The organism is Nostoc sp. DedQUE09, assembly GCF_034530915.1.
Taxonomy (GTDB): Bacteria; Cyanobacteriota; Cyanobacteriia; order Cyanobacteriales; family Nostocaceae; genus Nostoc.
Window position 1 is genome coordinate 1 of sequence record NZ_JAVRCE010000043.1, and the last position, 25,769, is coordinate 25,769.

The window sequence follows — 25,769 nt, forward strand, 5'->3', positions numbered from 1 at the left end:
CTAATTAACTCAGCCCTGCTGGGTCATTTTGTATGGCTTAGTCTAAACTCCAGTATGTATTTATATTTAACTTAAGCGTATATAATAAAAGAATCTCACTTTTCCTAGACCAGTTATTAGTATGCTGCGTTGTATCGTAATTTTGAGCAGAGAGTCAGTATAAAGCGTAGATATATAGTAGTTACCTGCAAATTACTAGCTTTACATTACATATTATGCTCTTTGATGAATCTGCAATTATTTTCGCTCTCAATTCCTGTTGGAAAGCTATTGGTTGTATCGCTGCACAAGAACCATCAGCTGTTGCGGATATCGAAATTTAAACAGGCAATTATTAAACTAATCGCATAGACACCTGTTTTTTTGTTAGTATTCAAAAAAACCTATTGACCCATTTGTCAGATCAATTGTTCGTTGTTTGTAAGTAAATGTCAACAATTGTTTCAAAAGGAAGAAAGCACCTGAGGTTTAATGACTGATTATTTCCAAGGAAATTTCCCATTGCAATCTGTCCCACTGACGAAGAGTGCGGTAATAAGCCACGGCCAAACCGAAGAGGCAAGCGAAAAATTAGCTGCAACGATCGCTGTTGCGGCATCAGACCGCAAAGCAGGTGAGATTTTATTGCTCAAAGTAGCAGAGGTATCTTACCTGGCTGATTACTTTGTGATGATGACTGGCTATTCTAGAGTACAGGTCAGGGCGATCGCTCAAGCAATTGAAGGAAAAGTCGAAACTGAGTTGCAACGCCGTCCCATAAGGACAGAAGGAAAAGTCGAGGGTAGTTGGGTACTACAAGATTACGGTGATGTGATCGTTCATATCATGATGCCCAAGGAACGGGAGTTTTATAATTTAGAAGCGTTCTGGATTCATGCAGAACGTATTTCCCTTCCAGAATCTGATGAAGGTGAGGGTAAGCCAACATGATTAGGTCTTCGGTTTCTAATTGCCCAGTTCCTACAGACCAACAACCACTCAATGAATACGAAGAGTTAAAAACTTCCTGGCTGTTTCGTGATACTACTTTAGATTGGCGCGAGTATATCACGAAACTTGTTTGGATTTGGGGTTTATCTTGGCTTTTCGCAGGGCCTATAGCTGCGGCAAGTTTTCCCCCTCACAAGTATATTGCACATTTTCTTCTCTGTGGTGCAGCAGGAGCCAGTGTCGGGTTAGTGTTGATACTAGTAAGGTTGTACTTAGGCTGGTTCTACGTGTGTGATCGCCTTTGTAGTCCCACAGTATTTTATGAAGAGTCCGGCTGGTACGATGGTCAAACTTGGACTAAACCACAGGAAATCCTTAACCGCGATCGCTTAATTGTCTCATACGAAATCAAACCCATTCTGCGGCGGTTACAATTTACCTTCGCTGGCTTGGCGGGAATGTACGTTATTGGTACTATAGGTTGGCATTTGTTTTAAAGCGTCATTGGTCATTGGTGAGTCAGTGCGGTCTTCTCCCAAAGGGAGAGGCTAGCGCCAAGGGGGTTTCCCCTATGAGCAACTGGCGTTAGCGCAGCGTTAGCGCAGCGTTAGCGACGCAGGAGCGTCACCTGAAGGGTCATAGCTAAGGACTAATTACCAATGACCAATAACTAAATTAATTAAAAAAGGTGATAAATATAAACCCATGACAATGGGAAAACGAACTCAAGCCACAGCACTGGAAGTCCGGTTGCTGCGGGAAGGTATTATTGAATCCAGGCATATAGTCCAAGCTGTTGTCTGCGACGAACGAGGACGGGTTCTAACCGTTGCTGGAAATTCTGAAACTGCTGCATTTATTCGTTCAGCCCTCAAACCATTTCAGGCACTCGCAGTAACTACCACAGGTACACTGGAACGCTATCAACTCAGCGATCGCGACTTAGCAATTATCACAAGTTCTCATAAAGGAAAAGTAGATCAAGTCCGACAGGTATTTAACATCCTTTGGCGAGCCGATCTTGACCCGACTACACTCCAGTGTCCAATTCCTGAAGGCAAACGGAGTCCTCTGGAATACAATTGCTCTGGAAAACATGCCGGAATGTTAGCCGTTTGTCAGCAACGCCATTGGCCCTTGAATAACTACTTAGATCGCAAGCACCCAATCCAGCAATTGATTTTAGGCAAAGTAGCAGAGTTGCTGCGAATGCCAGCAGCAGAATTTATCAGCGCTCATGATGACTGTGGCGCACCAACTTATCTGATGCAACTCGGTCACATGGCATCTTTATATGCACTGCTAGCCTCTAGTACCAACTTGGATATGGAGCGGATTGTCCGTGCTATGACTCATCACCCCGCGATGGTCGCAGGAGATGGAGAATTTGATACGGAACTGATGCGCTTAACTCCAGGAGAACTAGTCAGTAAAACTGGTGCCGAAGGAGTGCAGTGCATTGGTAGACTCGGTGAAGGCTTGGGATTGGCAATCAAAGTCATGGATGGGGCAAAACGAGCAAAATATGCCGTTGCTATTCATTTACTTCAGCAGATGGGGTGGATTAGTCCCAGCGCCGCCGAAAGCCTCTCAGAAAAGTTTGTCACCTTGGGAAAATACAAGCGTTTAGAAGTAATTGGAGAATTATCATTTTTGTAGTTGCCAAACTCTTGACTATAGGTTATGCTATAAAAGTTAAGAGCAACGCGGGATAGAGCAGCCTGGTAGCTCGTCGGGCTCATAACCCGAAGGTCAGTGGTTCAAATCCACTTCCCGCCACCACATAAAAAATAAAACAAAACCCTACAATCAGTAAAGATTGCAGGGTTTTGTTTTATTTTGATCTATTCTGGAAGAAATAGCCATCCAAAAAGCGCGGAGAATCATGGTTGTGAAGTTGCAGCGACCAATTTTAGTGGGAGGATTGGGACTTTCCTTTTCCCTGTGGATGTTGGACAGTTGGCACGATTCTATATTGCAGGTGGGTGAGTTCGGTTTGTTGAGTGCCTTAGCTGTAGGTGGTGGTTTGTGGTTATTCCAGCAAAAGCGCCCCAAAGACAGTTTAAAGCAGCTAGATGATATGGTGGTGGATCGGGCGACTGTGGAAAGTGCGATCGCTAAAACTGAAACTGTAATTAACCAACTAGCACAAGAAGCAGAAAACCATCCAGCTTTAGAGACACTCAGAGAACAAGTTGCCCAATTGTTGCTGGAATTAGACAGGCAAAAAATTAAAGTAGCTGTGACTGGCGGGAAATCCGTCGGTAAAAGCACTTTAATTCAAGTGCTAGAGCAAAATCTAGAGACACAAAATTTCGTATCTTTACAAGAGACACCACCTTTATTTAGAGAAGTGGGTGAAAACTCAGATACGGCTATTTTGGCAGAAGTAGCAAAATCTGATTTTGTGCTATTTCTGACAAACGGTGATTTGACAGACTCAGAATTTCAAACCTTACAGCAGCTAAAGGCAGCAAATCAGCCTAATATGCTGGTTTTCAACAAACAAGACCAGTATTTAACCGATGAAAGTGCCAACATCTTGCTGTCTTTGAAACAGCGGATGCAGGGAAATGTAGTTGCAACTGCGGCCTCTCCCATTGCCATCAAAGTCCGAAAGCATGAGGCTGATGGTTCTGTGCAAGAGTGGATGGAGCAACCAGCAGCAGATATCCAGCAGTTAACGCAGCAGTTGGGTGAAGTTTTAGCACAGCAAAGACAACGGCTAGTTTGGGTAACTACCATGAGAAAAGCCGGGTTGTTGAAAGCCGAGGCGAAAAATTGGCTAAATGGAACCAGACGCGATCGCGCCACCCCAATTATTGAACAATATCAGTGGATAGCTGCTGCCGCTGCCTTTGCTAACCCAGTACCAGCCTTTGATATTCTGGCAACTGCGGCAATTAATGCTCAAATGGTAATGGATTTGGGTAATATCTATCAGCAAAAATTTTCCCTAGAACAGGCACAAACCGTAGCTGGAACAATGGGAAGTTTGATGCTGAAATTGGGTTTAGTTGAACTTTCTACAAAGGCTATTAGTACTGTTCTGAAAAGTAATGCCGTTACCTTTGTTGCTGGTGGCGTAGTGCAAGGAGTAAGTGCAGCTTATCTGACTAGAGTCGCAGGGTTAAGTCTAGTTGAGTATTTCCAACAGCAGGAAATAGCGATAGATTCTGGAACTGGTTTGAATTTGGAGAATTTGCGGCAAACATTGCAAAAAGTATTTCAGCAAAATCAGCAGATTGGTTTTTTGCAGGGGTTTGTTAAGCAAGGTATGAAGCGTTTGTTGCCAGAGGTGCAGCAGGTTGAAGTAGTTAGTGTTCAGAAGGCGGTGGTATAATATCACGCAAAGGCGCAGAGTTTTTCTTAGCGCCTTTGCTTAAAGCAAAAAACCAGTTTAAAAGGTATTTTTAGATACTATTAATTACAGTCAAAAGTCTTTGTGCTATCGGCTCAAAATAATCAACTGAGTCGCTAGCTCTGCTAATGTGTGCCCCACGCAGACCATCTGCACTTGTACAATCAAAAACCGGTTTTTTTGCTTCTAATGAATAAGGAATTAGACTGTGAAGATTAGGAATTTTTCCTAAATTAAAAGTTTTATCAGGCCAGTAGTGAACTTGATCCCACTTTGCTAATCTTTTGACAATATTTTCTTCGATTGCAGACTCGATGCGATTTCCAAATATTTGCCAGCCTTTTGTCATTTTTTCTTCAGAATCTTCGCGGATATTATGCTGTTGCATTACATAACCTAAAAAAGTTGGGCGTCCATGTGGTAGAGATAAACTTTTATCTTTCCATGCATCATTGCATTGTTCCCAACCTTGACGCCATGCTTCGAGTTTAGAACCTAAATTTTCTGTACCTCTAATTGAGAATAGATCAGGAGAGATAGGAATTATGAAATAATCGCTAGCCCCCAGTACAGCACGATTGAGAGCACCCAGGTTAGGGCCAAGATCAACCATGATAACATCCGCCTGAACACGGTTTGCAGCCCAATTAATATAACGATAAATAGCTGACTGAACTCTTAAACTAGATTCACTACCACCTCTTCCACTGTTCCATGTATCACCCAAAAGGTCTTCATAGTTACTTAGCAACAAATCGCCAGGAACTATGTAAAGATTTGGATATTTGTTTGAATTTATTTGAGATGGGCCACGTTGTCGAATATCTCCAATTGATCTATAAACTGGCTCAATTGCACGCCAAATGCTGTTTCCACGCTCGCTCCATGCTCGTTCTATACTGTTTTCAGGCAGCGCATAAGCTGTTAAATTGCATTGGCTATCACAATCAACCATCAATACGGTTTTTTTATACTGCTCAAGAAGGTGGGCTATATGGAACATATAAGTTGTCTTACCGACTCCACCTTTGTTATTAAAAATACTAATGATAGCTGGCATATATATGATAAATAAAACTTTCAGATATTAGAGTAACATTTTAATTATAAAGTGTGTATTTTATTTGACTTTTACGTGATATTCACTTTTTAATTTTTACTTGTTAAGCAGACGACAACATTTGCGTTTTATTTGCTAAAGGTACACCTAAAATTTACCCAAGCCCATTTAGGGCTTGGGTGTATTTAAGAATATCGTGAGAGTTGCGAGTTACCTAAAAATTGTGAATAAGGATAATTAGCTAAACAGCACCACTGTTTCTATTAAACAGAATAGCTATAGTTTTGAAAATTAGCTTTAAATCGTACACTAAACTCCAATTTTTTTGATACTGCAAATCCAGACGAATTACATCTTCAAAACTACGGACTGTAGAACGTCCATTTACTTGCCATTCGCCAGTCATGCCGGGTTTTACATCTAAACGTTGCCACTCCGGTACTTCATAGCGTTCAACTTCATCGGGTGTAGGTGGTCGCGTGCCTACTAAACTCATCTCTCCTTTGAGGACGTTCCAAAATTGGGGTAATTCATCAAGACTAGTTCGCCGTAAAAAGCGCCCTACCTTAGTAATTCTAGGGTCATTTTCATTCTTGAAAAAAGCACCTTGCACTTGGTTTTTGACTTCGGATTTCTTCGCTTCCGCATCCACACACATAGAGCGGAATTTCCAAATTTTAAACCGTTTCCCCATCCAACCACAACGAATTTGGCTAAAGAAAATGGGCCCGGGATCGTTAATTTGAATAGCGATCGCAATTGGAATAAACAAAATTCCTGTAATTAATAAACCAATCACTGACCCGATAATATCTAAGAACCGTTTCATCCAAGACGCCATAGAAGGGTGAGTAGTGGGTAACTGCTCTACTTTACGGGAAGTTGTCTTCCGATTATCTACTACGTCATCTTGTTCTATTAACGACCCATCCCCCACAAGCTCCAGAGGAAAAACTTGATCCAACCCTGTGAGTTTTAGGACTGCCATCACTTGAGGTGTTACATTCCGCAGTGTTAATGTAATACCTTTGGTCTGAGCGTATTTAAAATTACTGACTAGGGCACCTAAACCACTACTATCGATAAAAGTAGTTTGATGAAAGTCAATGATAATTTGCTTGGGATGTGAATTGGGCCCAATTAAGCCTTGGCAGGTTTGCTTAAAGCCTAAAGCCTCTAGCACGCTCAACCGCGTCGGCACCTGCACTATAGCCATGTCGTTTAGGGAATTAATGGGAAAATCGACCTCTGTCGGTTGGCTAGTCATGAAGCTCTGCACTTTCGTTGCCATGTATAATGTAATCTGCCAAACATTACTTTGTCCTACAAAATTACTGAACCTAATATCGGAATTAGTTGTAATCAGGACTAACTGCTATTTTCCAGGGCTGAGATTGGAGATCGCTAGCGACGATTCACAATAGAACAAGAAGCCAAAAAACATCCTTGCTGTTGTGCCGACGCAGCGCGATCGCGTTGCTCTCATCAAATGATTGCTAAAAATACGGTTACACCTACCGCACGCCTGATTGAGGTCTTTTCTGCCATTCAAGGGGAAGGACTGAATGTAGGGACACGTCAGATATTTATTCGTTTTGCTTTGTGTGATTTGCGCTGTCACTTTTGTGATAGCGCCCACACTTGGAGTGCACCTACAACTTGTCGGATAGAGCGATCGCCTGGATTGCGCGACTTTAAAATCTACTCTAACCCCGTTCCATTACCCACATTAATCGAATGGGTGGAACAGCAAAATCTGCCTTCTCTACACGATAGCATTAGCTTAACTGGCGGCGAACCACTTCTTCATGCCTCATTTCTAACGCAGTTTCTACCACAAGTGCGAGCCATAACTGGTCTACCTATATACTTAGAAACTGGCGGACATCGCCCAGAACAACTAGCAATGATTATCCCATACTTAGACTCTGTAGGTATGGATTTCAAATTGCCCAGTGTTAGCGGCGAAAGTCATTGGCAAGAACATAGTAAATTTCTCCAGTTATGTCATGACTCATATTTAAATGTTTTTGTCAAGATAATTGTGTCTCAAAACACAGATCCCGCCGAGTTGGAACGTTCAGCTTCGTTGGTGGCAAAGGTTAGTCCAGATATCCCAGTATTTTTACAACCTGTTACGCCTTTGGCAGTATCAGAACAATTTTCTCCAATACCTGTACTTGCGCCTTCCAGTGATCAAGTTTTGACGTGGCAAGCTTTGATGAAGGGGTTTGTCAGGCACGTGCGCGTGATCCCCCAAACGCATAAAATGCTGAACCAGTTGTAAAATTTTAGTTTGATAAAGATGTAGTCAAGAAAAAAGTAAGATTTTATGAAATGGTAATTGGGCTGTTGCCGCTAATTAGGCAGGCAGCGGCCCCCTTAGTAGGCAGTCTCATGAGCCGAATCAAAAGACCCTAAGCAATACTTCTCGCTTTGTGCATTTTTAACTCGGAATCGGGTTTGGGGTAAAGGGTAAAGGGTAAGAGTTAAAGGTTTTTTCTTTCCCTTTTCTCTTTCCCCTTTTCCCAAAACCCGAGAAGTATTGAGACCCTAAGAGGTTTTATTACGTAAAATCTTGCCTCCCTGACTCGGAGAGAAACTTGAACTAAAGTTCAAGGCAGGGAGAGGTTCGTCAAACTCAAATTGATTTAGGTATTTCGGGGGTAGGCAATACCCACCCAACCTAATTTCTGGTTGTTATAGTGCGCCCTCATCTGGAGCTTTGGATTTAGCTTTTGCCTTATTAGCACTGCGTTTGAGGGCAGAGAGTCTTGCTTCGTATCTCGCTCGTTGGCGCTTACTAGGAGTATTATCAATCAGGGTTTTCAAGGCGCTACCAAGACTCTTGTAGGCATTGGGAAGGCTATAACCAAAACGAGTTGCTAAAGCGATCGCTTTCTCATCAGCATTGAGCAATTCTCTTAGTTGCTTTTCCCCATTATTCTTTTGGTAGAGTCGCCAGCCTGACACGCCACAAAGCGACAAAGCTAACACCAGCAGCAATCCATCTTGTACCCACAATTCCCCGACAGCACCACCTAAACCGATGGCTAGAGCTGCCATTTCCCAACCATCTTTAGGAATTGTGTCATTTTGAACGCGAGCAACCTCATGCCAGAACAGCAGATTACGCTGATCCATTGCGAGGGCATCCCATTTCACTAAATCAATTTGAATTTCTACCTGGTCTTTCCCAATTTCTTCGCAGCGAACCAGGGGTGGATTGACCTCAGTTGTGCCTTCTACCGTAACCCAGCTTTGCAGTTCTGGTGGTAGTAAGGTTTTCAACCGCCGGAGTTCGCTCATTTCCGCTTTGGCAGAGGAGGTTGCATAGGATGTCATAATATCCAGCCCCAGAAAATTTCAGTATATAGTGAGGGTATCACTTTGGAGTATAGCTATTTAAGTGATGATCCGTCTCACTCACTAGGAAAACTTCCTCGCTTTTTTCGTGCTTCCATTGCTTTTTCTAGTAAATCTAACAATCCTGGGGCTTCTTCTTGAATACTGAGTAACAGTCTTTCCCCAAGTTCTATATTCCCCGGATCGAGACCTGTTGCCATCACTTCTGTCAAGCGAGGTATTGCTATGCCATCCACAATCTGAATTAATCCACTCAGACAACGGTGAAATTGTTTTTCTGTAAGAATCGAGTCTTCTAAAGGAAACTCAATAATGGCACGAATTTCACCATCGGATGGGTCATACTCCCATTGCAACATTTTGGTTTCCCAGGAAATGGCAAGCATTGTCTGGAGGATAGCTGCCTTGTGAGGATGGTCTTGGATTCCTCCCAGAACTTGAGGGGCAAATACCCGAAAAAATTTTCCTTCTTCATCCAGTTGGACAACTATTAGAAAATCTTCTAGGTTATCAGCCTCTACACCTGTTATAATTCGGTCTTCTTCATCATCAAAACGGTAGTCCCAACCAAGGTTGTCTAAATAGTTGGCAATCTGTTTGAGGTTAGCTCCCATAAAAGCCTCATAAGGAACGTGGAGCAGTTGTTACCAGACCTAGTTTAACCTGCTAGGGGTATTTGTTTGGGTTGGTGTGGATACTTCTAATCCCATAGAAGTATGCAATTAAGGTATTGGGCATGGGTTATGGCGCATGGTGCATTGAAGATGAGAAAAATAGAAGATTGTTCGGCGCTATAAATGATATTTTTTGAATGACTCTTACTCATTATTTAAGAAGCAATAATTACTATTTTTCAAATCTTAGCCAGTGAAATATATAGCACTAACTTGGATAAAGTTTAATTTTTTTATAATTTAAATGAATGTATTGCTAGAGCAAGCATAGTGGCAGGATTTGTAGAAAAATTGAAATATAAAGCTAAGTTTAAATAATTTATACATAGTATCTGAGTTTTTTAAATATCCGTAAACCCCTCAATTACTACTTTTAAAAGCGAATAATATAACATATTAAATGATGCATTTTTATATTATAATTAACAAATTATTTTCACATAATTATTGTAGCTAGCAATACTTTTTTTAGTATGAATATCAAGAAATTTTATGCGTAAATCAGCATTAATAATAGCGATCGCACCTCTAATTTTTGTTATAAATTTTCTGAAACCTCTACGCTACTTTGCGCCTCTCTGCGTTTATATATTTATAGATAATTGAAACTTATAAAATATCAAAAAGATGGAACTGCGACATCTGCGCTACTTTATTGCTGTCGCTGAAGAACTGCACTTCAGTAGAGCCGCCGAGCGACTGCACATCGCTCAACCGCCCTTAAGCCAGCAAATTCACCAATTAGAGAAGCAATTGGGAGTAGAACTGTTTCACCGTAAAACCAAACGACAAGTACAACTAACAGAAGCAGGGGAAGTTTTTTTGCAAGAGTCTTATCAACTTTTAGCTCAACTCCAAAAAGCAATTGAGCTAACCCAAAAAACGGGAAGAGGTGAAAAGGGACAATTACGAATTGGGTTTACCAGTTTGGTAACTTACGATTTGCTTCCTGTGATTTTGCGGCGGTTTAGAGAACAGTTTCCAGAAGTAGAGTTGGTATTGCAAGAATTAACCACAACTCAACAGGAGCAAGCGCTACAGAATCGGCACATTCATGTAGGTTTTGCCCATCCGCCCTTAGAAGACAAAACACTCAATCAAGAGTGCATTCAGCAAGAAGCGTTAATTGTCGCTATGTTGGAAACTCATTCTTTAGCTGCACAAGAAAAGATTTCAGTGCGATCGCTAGTAAACGAAAACTTTATCATGTTCCCTCGCCATTTGGGGCCCGGACTTTACGACCAAATCGTAAGTCTTTGTCAGCAAGGAGACTTCAGCCCAAAAGTGACTCAAGAAGCGATTCAGATGCAGACGATTATCGGATTGGTTTCAGCAGGAATGGGGATTGCGATCGCACCATCTTCATTGCAAAATCTTCAGAGAACTGGTGTAGTTTATCGTACTCTGGAGGAGAAAACACCATTAGTAGAAACGGCTATAGTGTGGCGGGAAGAAGATATAACACCTGTACTAAGGGGATTTCTACAAGTTGTTAGAAGTATCTGTTGAGAAATGACGATCTTCTTCTGGCAAAGATGCTATGCAAAATAACAAAACATTTAAACTTTGTATTTAGAAATATAGTTTTTTTAAGTAAAAAATTAATAATAGATGCTACTTACTCAACCCAATTTTTACTACTTACTAAAATTTTAGTAAAGAGTCCTTCATTCTCATAAGCTGCTTTGGGGCTGCAAATAAATAGATATATTGAGAATGATAAGGCCATCTCGCCCAACCACCCCAATCCATAAAGCGAACCCATAAAGTTGTTGGTGAACACGTACCTACTTCCAGAGGGAACCTCCAAATATCCCTATTTAAAGTAAGCTCTGGATGAGTTGGTGCAAAAGTATCTTGAGCATCCCATTCAATGATTCCGTCTTCACCCCATGATGTACCATCAAATTCTGCTTTAAATGGTTGAGCTATCCCTTGCAAAATAGAATTGTTATGTTCCCTCTGTGAATTTGCCAAAGGTACATCGGGTACTGCAATAGCAATAAATGCTGCCTTTTGAGACGCTATTAGAGCATGAAATTGACCTATAATGTAACCAGAAGTTAAGGCATCTCCGCTTACATATTCTTGGAGAAACAAGTCTTTATAAGAGATTTGACTGGGATGCCCTTCATCAATTAAGTAATTACTTGCATTTTTGTAGAAAGTAAAGCATATTGGAAACCAATCTGGATTTTGCTCTACAATTTCATAAATTTTAAGCTTAATGGTTTCTGATAGAGACAAGTTTGACCTCAAAAATATTTAGTAAAAATTTGAGTTATTTATATAGTACTTATGTACCAAAAAGATAATAACATAGTTATTTAAATTGAGGGTAGATGCCCAAAAAAATCAGAGAGTTAAAAACTATTTTGTTGAGGGCTGGGTTTGTCTACCGTTCTGCTAAAGGTAGTCATACGTTCTGGACTCACCTATTGATACCTGATGAACCAGTTACTATTGCTGGAAAAGATGGAGACGATGCACCTCGATACTTAGAAAAACAAGTTGATCGTGTTTTGAAGCAACTAAGAGAAATAGAGGAAGAATAATGAACGATCGCTATAGTATGGTAATTCAATGGTCAGATGAAGATAATTGCTACTTAGTACACTTACCGGAATTCCCTTGGCAGCAATTCCACACTCATGGTAAGAGTTATGAAGAAGCCGCTAAACACGGACAAGAGGTAATTGAATCCCTGATTGAATGGTATAAAGAGCAAGGAAAAGCTTTGCCAGAGCCAATTACTTTTCCTCATAAACCGTTAAAAGTGGCTTAAATCTTTTTAAGATACAGTGCATGGCACTTACCCCAATCCCTCAATATCAATCCTTTCAGCTTCCAGATCAACAGGCTCAAACTTCACCTTATTGTATAAATCTTGTAGAGAAATCTCAAAAGGTACGGTTACAAGTGCGATCGCTTCATCTTCTTCATCATATTCACGAAGCGTCCATTGCTTTTTCCCGGTTTTGGAAAATTGATCTACATGAATCTGAGTTTGGTCAATTAATAGGTATTCTTGGAAAGTGGAAATAGTTCGGTAAGCTTGAAATTTATCTTCGCGATCGTAGCCTTTGGTAGATTTTGATAAAACCTCAACAATAATCTGTGGATTCAGAATTATATCCTTTCGGTTGTTAAAAAACTCTGGTTCACCCGCCAGAATCATCACATCTGGATAGGTATAGGTACGCTTTTGGAGTATCCATAGACGGATATCACCCATAAAAACCCGGTAGTTCTGCTTTTTAAAAGCGAAATTTAACTCAGTACTTAAGTTGAGTGCTATTTGATTATGATTTACTGTTCCACCCGCCATAGGAATTATTTGCCCATCAATGTATTCACTTTTGTAGTCAGCAGATTCTTCTAGCTCTAAATATTCCTCTGGGGTATAGTATCGCTGTTTTGTTATTTGCATAATTTTATCGGGTAGCAATGTTTAACGATACGGATTGTCTAATGAGCCATATTTACTGAACAGTTTAACGTGGTTAGATAAAGATGTTATGTGCTTTTTACAAAGTGAGCGTAGGCGCAGCCGACTGTAGGCATCGCTATCTCAATTCACATAGTCTTTTAACTTCTTTTCCTATTGATAACCGGCGGCTTGTAAGAGAAACAATTTGGCATAACGTCCTCCTAGCTGTAACAATTCTTCGTGAGTTCCCTGTTCTATAACTTCGCCGTTTTCTATAACTAGAATTTTGTCAGCCATTCGTACCGTCGAGAAGCGATGGGAAATCAAAAGTACCATCTGATTTTGAGTAATAGCGCGAAAATGATTGAAAATCTCAAACTCAGCTTGGGCATCTATTGCTGATGTTGGTTCATCTAAGACCAAGATATCTGCTTGCGATCGCATAAAAGCACGAGAAAGAGCAATTTTTTGCCACTGTCCCCCAGAAAGTTCTTGTCCTCCTTTAAACCAACGACCAAGTTGAGTCTGAAAGCTTTGGGGTAATTGCTCAATAAAAGATTGGGCCATGCCTTTTTCAGCAGCAGTTTTCCACTGTATTTTGTTTTCAAGATGTTCTACATCGCCCACGCCAATATTCTCCCCCACAGTGAACTGGTAGCGGACAAAGTTCTGAAAAATCACACCAACGCGACGCCGCAACACATCCACATCCCATTCCTGCAAATCCAAGCCATCTAAGAAAATTCGCCCTGAGTCTGGCGTGTAAAGTCGGGTAAGTAGTTTGATTAAAGTAGTCTTACCGGAACCGTTTTCACCCACAATTGCCAGTTTTTCTCTGGGTTTGAGATGCAGCGAAATATTTCTCAATGCTGGCTTGGAACTTCCCGGATAAGTAAATGAGACATTCTCAAAACGGATACCATCTTGGGGATTTAAACCAATAGTTGCCTTACCCCAAGATTTTGGTACTTCTTCTTCCAGAAAATCGTAGAGATTTGATAGATATAGGTTGTCCTCATACATCCCTCCAATAGAAGTGAGGGCATTGGAAAAAGTAGATTGTCCTTGGCGAAAAACGGTGAGATACATTGTCATATCTCCCAAGGAAATCTTACCTAACACTGTTTCCAGCACAATCCAAGCATAAGCTAGGTAAAAAGCACCAGTACTGACCAAACTCAAGAGATATCCCCACAATCCTCGCCGGAGAGTTAAATCACGGTCTTCACCATATAGTTGATCGAACAGGCTGCGATAACGTCCTAGCAGCATCTCTCCCAACTGGTAAAGTTTGACTTCTGTGACAAAATCTTCTCTTGCTAATAGATTTTCTAAGTAGTGCTGTTGTCGGGTTTCTGCCGCACGCCAACTAAATAAGCGAAAGGCTTCTCCAGCAAATTTTGTTTCGGCAATAAATACAGGCATAGCTGCCAAAATCAGCACTACCACTGCCCAAACTGAGAAATTTACTAGCAAAATACCGTAAGTAATCAGGGAAAGGGCATTTTGCACCAACCCAAAGGTGCGGTTTACTAGGGAAAGGGGACGAACCGATGCTTCTCGTCGGGCATTGGTCAATTTGTCATAAAATTCTGAGTCTTCAAACTGCCTAAGATCGAGTGTTAGCGCCTTTTCCAAAATGAGTACATTCACTCGCTGACCCATTAGCGCCCGCAATAACGACTGACAAATGATGATTCCTCGCTGACTGCCTGCTAGTAAAATTACAGCGATCGCTTCTAGTCCTACATAAAATAGGGAGGGATAAATATTGACAAAACCATTGCTGTCTGAGTTAACTTGAGATGCAAATACCACTGCATCCACAATTAACTTACTGATGTAGGATATCGCCGCCGGTAAAAGACCAGCAACTATTGTTAAACTAGCCAGAAAAATAGTAAGCGATCGGCTAGTAGTCCATACTAAGTTTACAGCCCGTCCACTGTAGCGAAAAACCGTCAGTGATTGACGCAGGATATTTCTTTTTTTTTAATCTTCATCTTTATTGCCGCGAGATACCCCAGCTTATGCGGATCTTCCTGACTCTATTAAATCTTTATTAATTTTACATTTTTCTAAGAATGTTCGCTGAAAACCCCGAAGTTAAAACCTAAAAACTAGTTTTGTAGGGTGTGTTATGCCGTAGGCTAATGCACTAGGATGTTAACTTTGTACCATTTTAGGTGTTCAAAATTCATGCAAAATATATATATACTAGTAGTTCTAATCAAGCGGACTACGAACAGCTTTACCACCCCTATTAAGTACATGGGTGTAAATAATCGTGCTTTTTAAATCTTTCTATCCGAGTAATTCCTGCACTGTGCGGATGTCGGCAATGCTTGATATATTAGGATTTACAAAAAGATTATACGGAAATTTTCCGTACAATAAATAGTTAGCTTGAAAATTAATACCGAGATCAGGACAATGAGTAATCGGCAGCTTGAAGAGATGCAAGAAAAGTTGGCAAATCAGAAATTAGCGTCTGAGCTTGGCATATCATACGACGAGCTGCTTGAATTAGAGTGGGATATTGATACAAACGAGAGCGATGATGGTTTGATCTATGAATATATAGTCACATTCTCTGAAGAATCCCCAAAAAAGATCCTCGATAAAATCGAAGCAATAGAGGATGGCAATATTGTTCGTCTTCAGCCGTCGAGCTTTGAAGAGCCTGATGATTTTGAATAAACATTGAGTAATGACTTTTACACAAAGGCTTTCAAATAGCTGCTGTCTATTTTTTTAGCTCTGCTGACCTCTAAGCTATAATTAGTGGGCATATATGTCTGCTTTTAGTATGTGGAGTATCCGATGAACACTCGCCTAGAAGTTGAATCAGCAATCAAGCAATTATCAGAGGATGAAGTTCGCAATCTGGCAAAATGGCTTCAAGAATATCTTGATGAGATGTGGGATCGGAAAATCGAAGTGGACTTAGCATCAGGAAAATTAGATCGTCTCATTGCTCAAGCAGAGGAGGACATTGCAGCAAACAACGTAAGGGATCTCGATGAAGTCCTTTGCGACGGCTGATTTTTGAAAAGCGTATGCCGAGTTGTCACCTGAGATGCAAGAGCAAGCGCGGAAAGCTTATCAACTTTGGCAGGAAAATTCACTTCATCCCTCGTTGCATTTCAAAAAAGTTGGTAAAAACCTTTGGTCTGCCCGTCTCAGTGGTGGGTATCGAGCATTAGCTTTGAAAAAGGGCGACGATTATTATTGGATTTGGATCGGCGATCATGATGAATATGAGAGTTTTTTGAACTAGCCCGTTGCGACAAGCCAGCTAACAACGCAGTGGAGCAGACGGTACAGAGACTTCGCGCTACGTTCTAGTCTACTCGACGCCGCTCACTTTAGCCGTTATACGTCGTTATACATATAGCTCCAGAGGGTGCAATTGCACAGGTCAAAGTAGTTGCCCAGAAGAGGGACTGATAGCGAATTTGACCCTGCATTTGTCAACCCCACAATCTCCTACCTGCCTTCCCACTTAATTTTTGGTGAGTATCTGCCAATAAAGCTGGAATATCTAACTTTTCTGGACACCGAGGTAAACAATCACCACATTCTGTACACCGATTGCCTTTCATTCCAGGGAACCAATGACCGGCATTTTCAAACATTCCGTAACGATATTGGCCATAGTCTTTCATGTCGTATGCTACGGCAAGATTACGTAACCGTAATACCTCTGGAATATTGATATTTTCTGGACAAGGTAAACAAGCATAACACTGGCTACAATTATCAGTTTCCAAAGCAAGTTTTTGGTGATTTTCTAACTGCCAGAAAGTGGAAATTTCTGCTGATGTTAACTCTCCATCATGGTCAGCGATTTGCAAAGGTTCTCTTAATTCACCTGGGTTAGCTGGGCCTATACTCAAAGTATTAATACGTGTATCAGAAAGTAAAAAGCGATAGTTCAGTTCTAAGGGTGAATACGGGTAACACAGGTCTTTTAGAGTTTGTGGTGGTGTGTACAGGCGTCCTCCCTTATCAGCAGGGGAAATAATGAAAATGCCCATATCCTTTTCGGCAGCTAGTTGAATTGCTGGTGCGTGCCGTTGGAAGAAATAGTAATAATGCAGATTGACAAATTCAAATAAATCTGTGTTGATTGCTGCCTGAATTACCTCTAATGGCCCGTGGGTGGAAAAACCAACGTGTCGTACTCGACCATCGGTAACAGCTTCTTCTACGGCTTGCATACAGCCATTTTTGGCTTGCACCCACTCTAAATGTTGCCAAGTGTTCAAACCATGAACACCCAAGCAATCTAAATAATCAAGCTGTAATCGTTCTAGGGATTCGTCGATGCACCGACGCATGGTGTCAGCATCTGCTGTGGCTGAGATTTTGGTAGTGACATAAAGCTTCGTTCGGGGTACTGACAACCCAGCTTTTAGCGCTCTACCAAGATACTCCTCGCTTTTGCCGTAACCTCTGGCGGTTTCTAGATGATTAATTCCTAGCGCTAAGGCTTGTTCGATGGTCTGGTGAGCATTTTCAAAATCAGCCAGGTAGCGCATTGTTCCCAAGGAAAAAACCGAGAGGCGCAGATTCGTTTTTCCAAAGCGTCGGTATTGCATAAATTCAGTTCTGAGTAATGAGTGCTGAGTGCTGAGTATAAATACGATTAATATTGTCTGTACAAGAGTGAAAAAGAAAGAATAAAGAAATTTATTTTATTCTCTAGATTCTCTATTCTTTCTCAGCACTCCCCACTCAGCACTCAGAACTCTCCTAGCTGTCGTCATTACCAAACCGCTTGATCAAATCTTCAGGACGGAGATTAGAAATAAATTCACGGAAGGCTTGCTGTTCGGCTTCATCTGCATCGCGATCTACAGGGATAGAAGCATCGGCAATAACTTCTTCCATTACCCAAATGGGAGTATTTGTACGGAGGGCAATGGCGATCGCATCGCTAGGACGCGCGTCAATTTCTTTTTTGACTTCGCCTTGCTGGACGATTAAAGCTGCATAAAATGTATCCTTTTGCAGGGAATGAATGATCACCTTTTCTAGAGTCATATTCCAAGTCTCTAGAAGATTCACAATCAGGTCGTGAGTTAAGGGTCTGGGAGGCTTCTGATTCTCCAGTGCGCCCATAATTGCCCTAGCCTGTTCCTGACCAATGTATATTGGCAAAGCCCGCCGATCTGAAGAATCTTTCAAAAGGACGATTGGGCTGCGGGTTATGGCATCTAATGCTATGCCAGCGACTTTCATTTCAATCATTGCCTAAGCCTCTACAATGCTTTGAGAGTCTTGGATGCCGTGTAATAAATAGCACCCATTTTTAGGCAGTTTGGTGACAGTAATAAACATAAGCATTCGTTCTCTATAATTGCTTCTATTAAACTCCGAACTTGTGGTGAAAACCAGAGTAAGTCAAATTGGTCTTCTTCGACAATAACCTTCTTACCCAAGTATGCCCTGTGAAGGATGCTAATGTGTTAATATTCCTATGCGAAAAAAAGTCAGAAAATATACTTGGATGTTCGAGATTTCTGTGACAATTACCAATTGATTTCAGGCAAAATTAGGCAATAAATAGAGTTAGTTTGACAAAAAAGCCGTGTTTACAGGATTAATCCAGGCATTAGGAACGATGGAACCCTTGGGGGGCGATTCTTGGCAAATTACTTGTGTAAACCAGTCGGGTGAAGTAATTATGCAAGATTTGGCTTATGGTGACAGTGTTGCTGTAGATGGTGTTTGCCTGACAGTGGAACAAGTTTTAAAAGACGGGTTTATTGCCACGGCTTCACCAGAAACTCTACGCCGGACAACCTTGGGAGGTGAGCAAACCCAAAGGAGATATGTCAATTTAGAAGCGTCGCTCAAGGTAGGCAGCAAAGTTGGCGGTCATTTTGTGATGGGTCATGTAGATGGCATCGGTCGATTGCTAGTGGCACAACAAACGGCTAGTTCTTGGGAAATGACCTTTATTGCTTCCGTTGCGATCGCACGCTACATTGTCCCCAAAGGTAGCATTGCCGTCAATGGCATCAGTCTCACAGTCGCCGATTATGAACCAGAACTTTCCCAATTCAAAGTAGCGGTAATTCCCCTGACATATAGCGAGACAAATCTTCGCTATTTGGTTGCTGGGAGTTTGGTGAATCTAGAAGGGGATATTCTCGGCAAATACGTGGAAAAATTCCTTTATTCTGGCAATCCCCACACTAGAGCCACTGATGACAATAGTATAGATGGCATTACACCCGCATTCCTAGCAGAACACGGGTATTTGTAACTAAAGGAGTTAGGAGTTAGGAGTTTTAAATTCATAACTCCTCACTCTTCACTCCTCACTTTCTTCTAACTGCCTGGTTCTTGGCTTACCTGAGCGGTTTGCAAACCTCGCACTAACTGACTGAGGGCACTTTGTAAATGCACACCTGGGTCAGTAGCAACCCACCCGTTTGGTGACAAGTGACGGACTTCAAAGTGCAGGTGAGGGCCTGTGGAGTTACCAGTACTGCCAACTCGACCGATGACAGTTCCAGGTTCTACCCACTGACCGGGTTTAACAAAGATTTCTGACATGTGACCGTAGAGGGTTTGTTGAGCCGATTTGTGATTCAGGGTAACGGTTAAACCATAACCGCCCAACCAGCTTGCAGTTTCTACTTGACCAGCAGCAGCTGCCAAAACTGGCGTACCCGTAGGCGCACCTATGTCTGTACCAGCATGAAAGCGTTGATTACCTGTGATTGGATGAACTCGCCAACCAAATACAGAAGTGATGGAAGCAGGAATAGACAGAGGATACATCATTCCCGTACCACTATATGCAATTCTCCCCATGTAGGGGATTTGCGGCAATACTGATGCCAGCGAGAAGTCGTAAGTTACGTTGCTGGGGCGGGGTGCAATGTTACCATCTGCCATTGGTGGCGGTAAAGTCCCACCACTTGGTGCAATGGGAGTTGCACTCACTTTTGTAGGGCTAAACTCGCTGGGAGTCGGGATAAACCGATTCGAGCGAAATGCGCTCTTGGTGACACTGCTAGAACCACTTTGAGCAGCACCCCATCTACTGGTGTTGCCAGTAGTTGCAATTTTCCGCGCTGGTGAAACTACTGCTAATTGGGCGTTTTGACTTCTTCTGAGCCAATTAGGTGCTGGTTTACCATTAGAATCAGCTACACTCCTCTGCGGTACTTTGGCGCAAACGCCGCCTAATACGCTTTGCCCTGACGGCAAAATGGCTCGACAACCACTGGAGCGTTCTGTAACGATTACAGAGTTTGGTGCTTGATAAGTACCTGTTGCACCACTGTCATAACTATTAGGATCGATATAAGCGTTATTATAATCCTTGGTTTTTTCCGCCGTTGTACTGATAGGGCTGTTAAAGTTATTTGATGGTTGAGCAACTACTGGAAGTTTTTCAGGTGCATAGCGGGCAGGGGTATTGGGTTTTTCCTGTCTCACCCTTACAGGAGTAACCTGGGAGGCTTCTACTTTGGGCTTTGACTGTCTGATAATCACTACAGGTTCAGCAGCTTCGATTTTGGGTGTAGACTGCCTAACTGGCTCTTTTGATTGAGCAACCTCTGGTCTGCCTAGTCTTTTTCTGAGTCTGGATCGCCGTTGGGAAAATTCCGGTTGCGCTTGAGGGGTTTCCGGTGCAACAGCCTGTTTCTTAAAAGTCGAGGCTTTAACTGGATTCGTAACTGCTGTTGGTTGAGAACTTTCAACAGTGGGAACGATATTGTCTATTTGTGTTTCCGTTTGGGCAAACACAAAGCCGCCGCTAAGGAGGCTAACGCTACTCAGCCAACAGAGGCTTTGAGCTGGTAATGTTGAAGCAAAACGTTTTTTTGTTAGACCTTGCTGCCATAAGTAATGCAAACGATGATGGGCAGAATTATTGCGCTGCGTCATTTGTTCTCTCAGTTGTGTGTAATTAGCCTAAAGAGATGATGCTAGTGGTTTGTTTTGCCCAAAGAGCGGAATTTTGAACAAACCTCAAATTTAAACGGAAGATTTATGGTACCCCAAACTGATTGTACCGGGTTGAATATAAATTTCCGGTGTAATTAGTCCCTTTGGATGATGTGTTTCTAAATAAACTCGTAAATTTCCTTGAGGAGTTACCCCAACTACTGTACCTGAAAGATTATTAACATACACGCGATCACCCATGTTTGTAAGCAAATCTAAATAGCGAGACAAGAGTATGCTTACTCCTTCTTGAAAAAGGCACTCTATACCGGATTCTATTCCCAGCAAGACTCTAGAGGTGAGCATTTCCAGACAAGAAATTGGTCTAATATCTTGGGAAGCTTGCCACGATTCCAGATTGATTCCAGTTTCTGGGACTGGGTTCGTCCAGTTAATACCAACACCGATTACTGCTTGGGTAATTTGTCCTTTGTTTACTTTGGTTTCTGTCAAAATGCCGCCTAGTTTGCGACCATTTAAAACTAAATCGTTAGGCCATTTTATCCCAACATCTATACCGCATTGGCGCAATTGCGACGCAATTCCCCAAGCAGTAGCAAAAGTTAGCTGATAGCTGTCAGTAGCCTCTATTTTGTGGTCGAAAGAAATCGCCACGGAAACATATAATCCCCCAGCCGGAGAAATCCACTGGCGGCCCCATTGTCCCCGCCCAGCAGATTGCACAGTTGCGATTACTACTGTCCCTGAAATAGCCCCTTGGTTGAGTAAGTTCCAGAGGGTTTGGTTGGTTGAGGAGACGCTTTCAAAAAAATGAAGGGAAAATGGTAAATATGTATGCTTACGCCCTGCTTGCAAGGCTGCTTCCAAGTTTTGCAAATTAAATCCCACAGCAGTTAACCCAAATTCCGTTGTTCAAGTTAGCATTGATTGGCTGATGAGTGATTTCTGTTTAGGTTTGGTTGAAGATGCACACTTGGCACTGGCGCAATTGGGAAGGACTGCCCTATCTAACTTGTAGTATTCTGGAACGTTGGCATCACGGCTTCTTTACCCAGCAGTTTTGGCCGCGATCGCCACAAGTTATCACAGAAGTATTGCAACCAGAGGCATCAGTCTATCGCTTAAAGCAGGTTCATGGCAATACTGTTCTCACCCCTCAAGAAGTTGAAAGCTTCTTAAGCTCTGCACAGGAGGATTTCGCATCGGCAGATGGTTTAATGAGCGAGCAGCCTCTACAAGCCGTTTGGGTCGCTAGCGCAGACTGCACACCCGTGCTAATTGGGGATGTGCGAACTGGACGGGTAGCAGCATTACACGCGGGTTGGCGAGGGACTGCTAAAAAAATTGTTCCCTTGGCGATCGCTCGCTTACAATCCCAAGGCAGCCAACTCGATGATTTACGTATCGCTATGGGGCCTGCGATCGCTGGTGAGGTTTACCAAGTCTCAACCGAAGTGGCTGCCGAAATTGGGGCTAGTATTATATCACATAATGACGAAGAAAAAATTGTCACTGCACTACATGAACTACCAAATTCACCTTTGCGAGAAGATCCAGATCCAGGAAAAGTAAGGTTGGATGTGCGGCGAGTGAATACCTTACAACTGGAAAACATGGGGATTAGTGCAGAACAAATTGCGATCGCACCTTATTGTACTTTCCAAACTCCAGAGCATTTCTTTTCTTACCGCCGGGAGAAAGAGAAAAAAGTACAGTGGTCAGGGATTGTCAGCAAGAAAACGAGTTACTAGCCTATATTCTCATTACAGGATAGTTAGGATGTTTTAGATGGGAGCATCTCAATGAGTGTAAAAACATCTGCCCTGGCGAATTGAATAGAGCCTCCGGCACGCTGACGCGAATGCGGCTATACAGACAAAAGCTACCGATCCTGGGTTTCAAATTCTTTAAGTTTGCGTATGCGGACTTCTCTGCGAGACGCACTTGCGTTCGTTTGTGTAGCTGCGATTTCTAATCGCCTGGTATATTTGCTTTTCCTAAGTTTTGACTGAATTTTGTAAGTAGATTAATTCCTATCTACCATTTCAAGGGTTAATATTCCTTTTGGTTTATTAACGACCAACTGCATAATGTCCAGCCACAACGAACCTATTATGGTATCAGGAATGTCATCTCCGACATGGACGGGAATTATAACTTCAGTTCCATCAATAATAAGTTTGCCTTCATAGATATCGAATCGTGCTTCCCCTCGTGCTGTCCGCATTTCAATTTGTGCGGTCATCAATGACCACTCCAATACTTCCAAGTCTTGAGTATTGATAGCTAACCAACCATCTGTAAACCCAGTATCCAGTAAAGCTTCAACAGAAAATTTGTGATTATTAGCAGCAACAAGCTGAATTTCAAATAATAGTTCGCCATTATCGCCAAACGAACCTGAAATCATAACCTGCCGCAGGTTCCTGTATCGTTGAGTCGGAATATAGTAAGTTTTACTTCGTTAGTATTGCCATAAGCATCATGAATTTTTTGCATTATCCCCAAGAGTGTTGGATCGATAAGATACTGTTCTGTTTCAGGGTCGATAGCAATATGCCAGTTATAATACGTTTCGATCAAAGTTGGACGTAAGCGCTCGAAAACAGCACGACACCTCACAGCAAGAGCATCACGCTGTTCCTGACGATGGCTTACTTCTTCAGGTGCTAAGGTTGATGCTGGTAAAATGCGAGTGCGTTTTGGTTGGGATACCTGTGTCATATCATTATCTTGTTTATATCTAAATAAAAACCTAACTCAAAGCTTCACTCAACAATTCGCAGTGCAGTAAAGCACCATCCACCAAAGATTGGATTTTCTCTGATGATAAAGGATCGCCATTGGCATAATGCTCTATCCAAGTCAGACCAATCAAATTGGGGTCATCGGGTAAACTTGCTAAATCCCACCCAGGCATTTCTAAGTCTTCCATGAGACGATTTACTTTGGGGTCATAACTGAGAGCAAAGCAACGACAACCTTCAGCAGCAGCCATAATTAAACTGTGCAAACGCATCCCAATTGCCATTTCAACGCCGCGAAACACACCTTTTAAAAGTTGCGGCTCTTCCAGACACACAATCTTGCTAACATCTTTAAGATGTGGTTGAATAGCTTCGGCAATACTTAAATCTTCACTTTTTTGAAACGGCAGTAATAAAATAAAAGCCTGTGTAGCTTTTTGAAAGTCAACCAAAGCACGAGTTAAGTTTGCTAAACGTATTTCCGTAAGTTGGGGATGCGATCGCAACGTTACCGCAACTCTCGGCGCAGGTAAATCCCAAAGTCCTGGAACTGGTTGAGATTCCAACGCCCAAACTGGGTCAGGAGCTATAATACAAGGAATTTGCCAGTCAGATAATAAAGCCGCACTGGCGCGATCGCGGACACTGATTTTGGTACAATTACTAAAGGTTTGCCGTGCTAACCAACGAGTTTGTGGACGCACTAAAGGGCCAATACCCTGCGCCCAAGCAACAGTTTTCAAACCCATTTTCTGCGCTAATGCCATCAGCCCCCCATAATAAAATGGGCTGATGGTACTGGTAACATCTTGAATGAGACTCCCGCCACCCCAAATCAAGGCATCACAAGAACGTAAAGCTTGTAGTACAGCTAAGGGAGCCATGCGATCGTAGGTTTCTACATTGTAGTGATCGCGGGTTTCTTCTGGATTACCAGAAAGCACCACAGGCGTTACGTGAGATGGTAACATTTGCAAAAGCGTTGCCAATAAAGCTTCGTCACCACCATTACCTTTACCATAATACCCAGACAATAATGCCCGTATGTTGACCATTTTGGATTTTAGATTTTGGATTAATAGCTATTGTTAAATGAATCTCTGTCTCCCATATAGATGGTAAACTCATTCCCAAGTTCTATAGCAGTGGTCAAACAACTTAGGACATTTATCATTGCCAAATCGTCAGAGAGCTACTGTCACAGTTATCCATAGCAGACTTGTCCTAACCAGGATAGCAGGCGCTATAGTTACTTACATTTTTTCGACTCCGAAATGTTCACTTCCGGTTTCATTGACACAAATCTTGCTACTCTGCGGTTTCTTGGTCTGTGCTTGGATACTTCGATACTTGGATAAAGGTTGCGATCGCTTCTGTTTAAAACTAGCTAATACAATAGACATTTAGTGAAAAATCCTTGTAGAAACTCGAAATTTCGCGTCTCTACAAGGATTTAAATTTTCAAAAGATGGGTTTTGTTACACAAAAAGTAGGAGTAGAGTTCTAATGTGGAACTTGAAAACTGGTATTATGCTACTCACGTTGAGTTGCATAATTGCAACTGGTATAACCATATATCTTCTTGGCGGCATTGAACCAGTACAAATTCAAGCTTTGCTGAAATCTTCTGGTATCTGGGCACCTATTATTTATATTGCTTTGTACGTTGTGGCAACCATGTTAGTTTTGCCCTCAACGGTACTAAATTTGACTGGAGGTGCTATTTTTGGCCCTTGGCTGGGTACTGTTTGGACTAGTGTTGGAGCAGTCATTGCGGCAATAATTGCCTTTGTTTTTACTCGAACTATTGGACGCAAAGCAGTTGCAAAACGACTAGCAGGACGCTGGCAAGCTATGGATGCTGAGGTGCGTCGTGGAGGGCTTTTTTATATGTTTGCCATTCGATTAGTACCAATCATGCCTTATGGCTTGGTCAACTTTGTCGCGGGGCTGACTTCAATCAGTTTTAAAGATTATGTTCTCGGTACAACACTTGGTACTGTTCCTAGTGTCTTACCTTTTGTACTACTAGGTAGTTCTGGTCTGAAGGCAGTGAATACAGGCGATTTTTTGCCGCTAATACTTGCATTAGGCTTAACTGGAACGCTCGTAGCCGGGTCTACTTGGTATCGCCATCGTCGAACTTTTCCCAAAAAAGCTGTAGAAAGGCTGAAAAAATCAGACTCTTCAGATGACTCAACCTAAAGAATAAATAAACTATAACAATCTGACTTAAGTCTTATTAGGTATGGTGAGAAGCAAATCT

Annotated in this window: 29 protein-coding genes and 1 tRNA gene; 15 read left to right on the forward strand and 15 right to left on the reverse strand. The window is 42.0% G+C overall.

Features of this window, described 5'->3' with window-relative positions; all coding sequences use genetic code 11:
• The first annotated feature begins 471 nt into the window (after positions 1-471).
• From rsfS to RMY27_RS23465, 5 genes are all read left to right on the forward strand, one after another.
• Positions 472-930, forward strand: a complete 459-nt coding sequence (rsfS, locus tag RMY27_RS23445; protein WP_322667277.1) for a ribosome silencing factor — start codon at positions 472-474, stop codon at positions 928-930.
• Positions 927-1,427 (forward strand): CGLD27 family protein, encoded by a 501-nt coding sequence (locus RMY27_RS23450; protein ID WP_322667279.1) that lies wholly within the window; start codon positions 927-929, stop codon positions 1,425-1,427. Before rsfS ends, RMY27_RS23450 begins: the two co-directional genes overlap by 4 nt.
• Before the next feature lie 208 nt (positions 1,428-1,635).
• Positions 1,636-2,589 carry an asparaginase gene (locus RMY27_RS23455; RefSeq protein ID WP_322667280.1) on the forward strand — a complete coding sequence of 318 codons (954 nt, stop codon included), beginning with the start codon at positions 1,636-1,638 and terminating at the stop codon, positions 2,587-2,589.
• 46 nt (positions 2,590-2,635) lie between these two features.
• A tRNA-Met gene (locus RMY27_RS23460) sits at positions 2,636-2,712 on the forward strand.
• Positions 2,713-2,815: 103 nt separating this feature from the next.
• Positions 2,816-4,273: a YcjF family protein gene (locus RMY27_RS23465; RefSeq protein ID WP_322667283.1), complete on the forward strand. Its 1,458-nt coding sequence runs from the start codon at positions 2,816-2,818 to the stop codon at positions 4,271-4,273.
• A gap of 70 nt (positions 4,274-4,343) precedes the next feature.
• On the opposite strand, the gene RMY27_RS23470 is transcribed toward RMY27_RS23465, so the two are convergent.
• Together RMY27_RS23470 and RMY27_RS23475 are read right to left on the reverse strand one after the other, a co-directional pair.
• Positions 4,344-5,351 carry a ParA family protein gene (locus RMY27_RS23470; protein WP_322667285.1) on the reverse strand — a complete coding sequence of 336 codons (1,008 nt, stop codon included), beginning with the start codon at positions 5,349-5,351 and terminating at the stop codon, positions 4,344-4,346.
• 241 nt (positions 5,352-5,592) lie between these two features.
• A complete protein-coding gene (locus RMY27_RS23475) occupies positions 5,593-6,642 on the reverse strand; it encodes a sugar transferase (RefSeq protein WP_322667287.1) in 1,050 nt (349 codons plus the stop codon).
• 198 nt (positions 6,643-6,840) lie between these two features.
• On the opposite strand from RMY27_RS23475, the gene RMY27_RS23480 reads away from it, so the two are divergent.
• Complete coding sequence (locus RMY27_RS23480) at positions 6,841-7,638, forward strand: 7-carboxy-7-deazaguanine synthase QueE (protein ID WP_322667289.1); 798 nt, start codon at positions 6,841-6,843, stop codon at positions 7,636-7,638.
• Positions 7,639-8,051: 413 nt separating this feature from the next.
• On the opposite strand, the gene RMY27_RS23485 is transcribed toward RMY27_RS23480, so the two are convergent.
• Together RMY27_RS23485 and RMY27_RS23490 are read right to left on the reverse strand one after the other, a co-directional pair.
• Positions 8,052-8,696, reverse strand: a complete 645-nt coding sequence (locus RMY27_RS23485; RefSeq protein ID WP_322667291.1) for a DUF3318 domain-containing protein — start codon at positions 8,694-8,696, stop codon at positions 8,052-8,054.
• Positions 8,697-8,773: 77 nt separating this feature from the next.
• Positions 8,774-9,331, reverse strand: coding sequence for a hypothetical protein (locus RMY27_RS23490; protein ID WP_292774879.1), 558 nt, complete (start codon positions 9,329-9,331; stop codon positions 8,774-8,776).
• A 687-nt stretch (positions 9,332-10,018) separates the two neighbouring features.
• Here RMY27_RS23490 and RMY27_RS23495 point away from each other — a divergent pair.
• On the forward strand, positions 10,019-10,900 hold the full coding sequence (locus tag RMY27_RS23495) for a LysR family transcriptional regulator (RefSeq protein ID WP_322667293.1): 882 nt from the start codon (positions 10,019-10,021) through the stop codon (positions 10,898-10,900).
• A gap of 135 nt (positions 10,901-11,035) precedes the next feature.
• Here the strand turns inward: RMY27_RS23495 and RMY27_RS23500 are convergent, their stop codons facing one another.
• Positions 11,036-11,638, reverse strand: a complete 603-nt coding sequence (locus tag RMY27_RS23500; protein ID WP_322637617.1) for a hypothetical protein — start codon at positions 11,636-11,638, stop codon at positions 11,036-11,038.
• Positions 11,639-11,733: 95 nt separating this feature from the next.
• On the opposite strand from RMY27_RS23500, the gene RMY27_RS23505 reads away from it, so the two are divergent.
• A complete protein-coding gene (locus tag RMY27_RS23505) occupies positions 11,734-11,946 on the forward strand; it encodes a type II toxin-antitoxin system HicA family toxin (protein ID WP_322667295.1) in 213 nt (70 codons plus the stop codon).
• Positions 11,946-12,176, forward strand: coding sequence for a type II toxin-antitoxin system HicB family antitoxin (locus RMY27_RS23510; protein ID WP_322667297.1), 231 nt, complete (start codon positions 11,946-11,948; stop codon positions 12,174-12,176). The genes RMY27_RS23505 and RMY27_RS23510 overlap by 1 nt, the downstream gene beginning before the upstream one ends.
• Positions 12,177-12,203: 27 nt before the next feature.
• Here the strand turns inward: RMY27_RS23510 and RMY27_RS23515 are convergent, their stop codons facing one another.
• On the reverse strand, positions 12,204-12,821 hold the full coding sequence (locus tag RMY27_RS23515; RefSeq protein WP_322667299.1) for a Uma2 family endonuclease: 618 nt from the start codon (positions 12,819-12,821) through the stop codon (positions 12,204-12,206).
• 171 nt (positions 12,822-12,992) lie between these two features.
• Entirely contained in the window at positions 12,993-14,801 is a 1,809-nt protein-coding gene (locus tag RMY27_RS23520) for an ABC transporter ATP-binding protein (protein WP_322667354.1), read from the reverse strand.
• Between the two features lie 453 nt (positions 14,802-15,254).
• Between RMY27_RS23520 and RMY27_RS23530 the strand changes: the two genes are divergently transcribed.
• From RMY27_RS23530 to RMY27_RS23540, 3 genes are all read left to right on the forward strand, one after another.
• Positions 15,255-15,521, forward strand: a complete 267-nt coding sequence (locus RMY27_RS23530) for a hypothetical protein (RefSeq protein ID WP_322667301.1) — start codon at positions 15,255-15,257, stop codon at positions 15,519-15,521.
• Positions 15,522-15,644: 123 nt separating this feature from the next.
• A complete protein-coding gene (locus RMY27_RS23535; RefSeq protein ID WP_289799296.1) occupies positions 15,645-15,866 on the forward strand; it encodes a hypothetical protein in 222 nt (73 codons plus the stop codon).
• A 22-nt stretch (positions 15,867-15,888) separates the two neighbouring features.
• Entirely contained in the window at positions 15,889-16,101 is a 213-nt protein-coding gene (locus tag RMY27_RS23540) for a hypothetical protein (protein ID WP_322667303.1), read from the forward strand.
• 193 nt (positions 16,102-16,294) lie between these two features.
• On the opposite strand, the gene RMY27_RS23545 is transcribed toward RMY27_RS23540, so the two are convergent.
• Positions 16,295-17,425 (reverse strand): aldo/keto reductase, encoded by a 1,131-nt coding sequence (locus tag RMY27_RS23545; RefSeq protein ID WP_322667305.1) that lies wholly within the window; start codon positions 17,423-17,425, stop codon positions 16,295-16,297.
• Positions 17,426-17,579: 154 nt separating this feature from the next.
• The gene (locus RMY27_RS23550; RefSeq protein WP_100901288.1) at positions 17,580-18,077 is read right to left on the reverse strand and encodes a bifunctional nuclease family protein; all 498 of its coding nucleotides are present in this window, start codon (positions 18,075-18,077) and stop codon (positions 17,580-17,582) included.
• A 340-nt stretch (positions 18,078-18,417) separates the two neighbouring features.
• On the opposite strand from RMY27_RS23550, the gene RMY27_RS23555 reads away from it, so the two are divergent.
• Positions 18,418-19,098 carry a riboflavin synthase gene (locus RMY27_RS23555; protein WP_322667307.1) on the forward strand — a complete coding sequence of 227 codons (681 nt, stop codon included), beginning with the start codon at positions 18,418-18,420 and terminating at the stop codon, positions 19,096-19,098.
• A 65-nt stretch (positions 19,099-19,163) separates the two neighbouring features.
• Here RMY27_RS23555 and RMY27_RS23560 read toward each other — a convergent pair whose 3' ends face one another.
• Both RMY27_RS23560 and RMY27_RS23565 read right to left on the reverse strand, forming a co-directional pair.
• Positions 19,164-20,735, reverse strand: coding sequence for a peptidoglycan DD-metalloendopeptidase family protein (locus RMY27_RS23560; protein WP_322667309.1), 1,572 nt, complete (start codon positions 20,733-20,735; stop codon positions 19,164-19,166).
• A 90-nt stretch (positions 20,736-20,825) separates the two neighbouring features.
• Positions 20,826-21,644, reverse strand: a complete 819-nt coding sequence (locus RMY27_RS23565; protein WP_322667311.1) for a biotin--[acetyl-CoA-carboxylase] ligase — start codon at positions 21,642-21,644, stop codon at positions 20,826-20,828.
• Positions 21,645-21,721: 77 nt separating this feature from the next.
• Between RMY27_RS23565 and pgeF the strand changes: the two genes are divergently transcribed.
• Positions 21,722-22,507, forward strand: a complete 786-nt coding sequence (gene pgeF, locus RMY27_RS23570; protein WP_322667312.1) for a peptidoglycan editing factor PgeF — start codon at positions 21,722-21,724, stop codon at positions 22,505-22,507.
• 275 nt (positions 22,508-22,782) lie between these two features.
• Here the strand turns inward: pgeF and RMY27_RS23575 are convergent, their stop codons facing one another.
• The 4 genes from RMY27_RS23575 to RMY27_RS23590 form a co-directional block, all read right to left on the reverse strand.
• Positions 22,783-23,166, reverse strand: a complete 384-nt coding sequence (locus tag RMY27_RS23575) for an aspartyl protease (protein ID WP_322667313.1) — start codon at positions 23,164-23,166, stop codon at positions 22,783-22,785.
• Positions 23,163-23,480 carry a hypothetical protein gene (locus RMY27_RS23580; protein WP_322667314.1) on the reverse strand — a complete coding sequence of 106 codons (318 nt, stop codon included), beginning with the start codon at positions 23,478-23,480 and terminating at the stop codon, positions 23,163-23,165. Before RMY27_RS23580 ends, RMY27_RS23575 begins: the two co-directional genes overlap by 4 nt.
• Positions 23,481-23,511: 31 nt before the next feature.
• A complete protein-coding gene (gene csaB, locus RMY27_RS23585) occupies positions 23,512-24,558 on the reverse strand; it encodes a polysaccharide pyruvyl transferase CsaB (protein ID WP_322667315.1) in 1,047 nt (348 codons plus the stop codon).
• A 198-nt stretch (positions 24,559-24,756) separates the two neighbouring features.
• The gene (locus tag RMY27_RS23590) at positions 24,757-24,906 is read right to left on the reverse strand and encodes a hypothetical protein (RefSeq protein WP_322667316.1); all 150 of its coding nucleotides are present in this window, start codon (positions 24,904-24,906) and stop codon (positions 24,757-24,759) included.
• A gap of 103 nt (positions 24,907-25,009) precedes the next feature.
• On the opposite strand from RMY27_RS23590, the gene RMY27_RS23595 reads away from it, so the two are divergent.
• Positions 25,010-25,708: a TVP38/TMEM64 family protein gene (locus RMY27_RS23595; RefSeq protein WP_322667317.1), complete on the forward strand. Its 699-nt coding sequence runs from the start codon at positions 25,010-25,012 to the stop codon at positions 25,706-25,708.
• Positions 25,709-25,769: the final 61 nt, after the last annotated feature.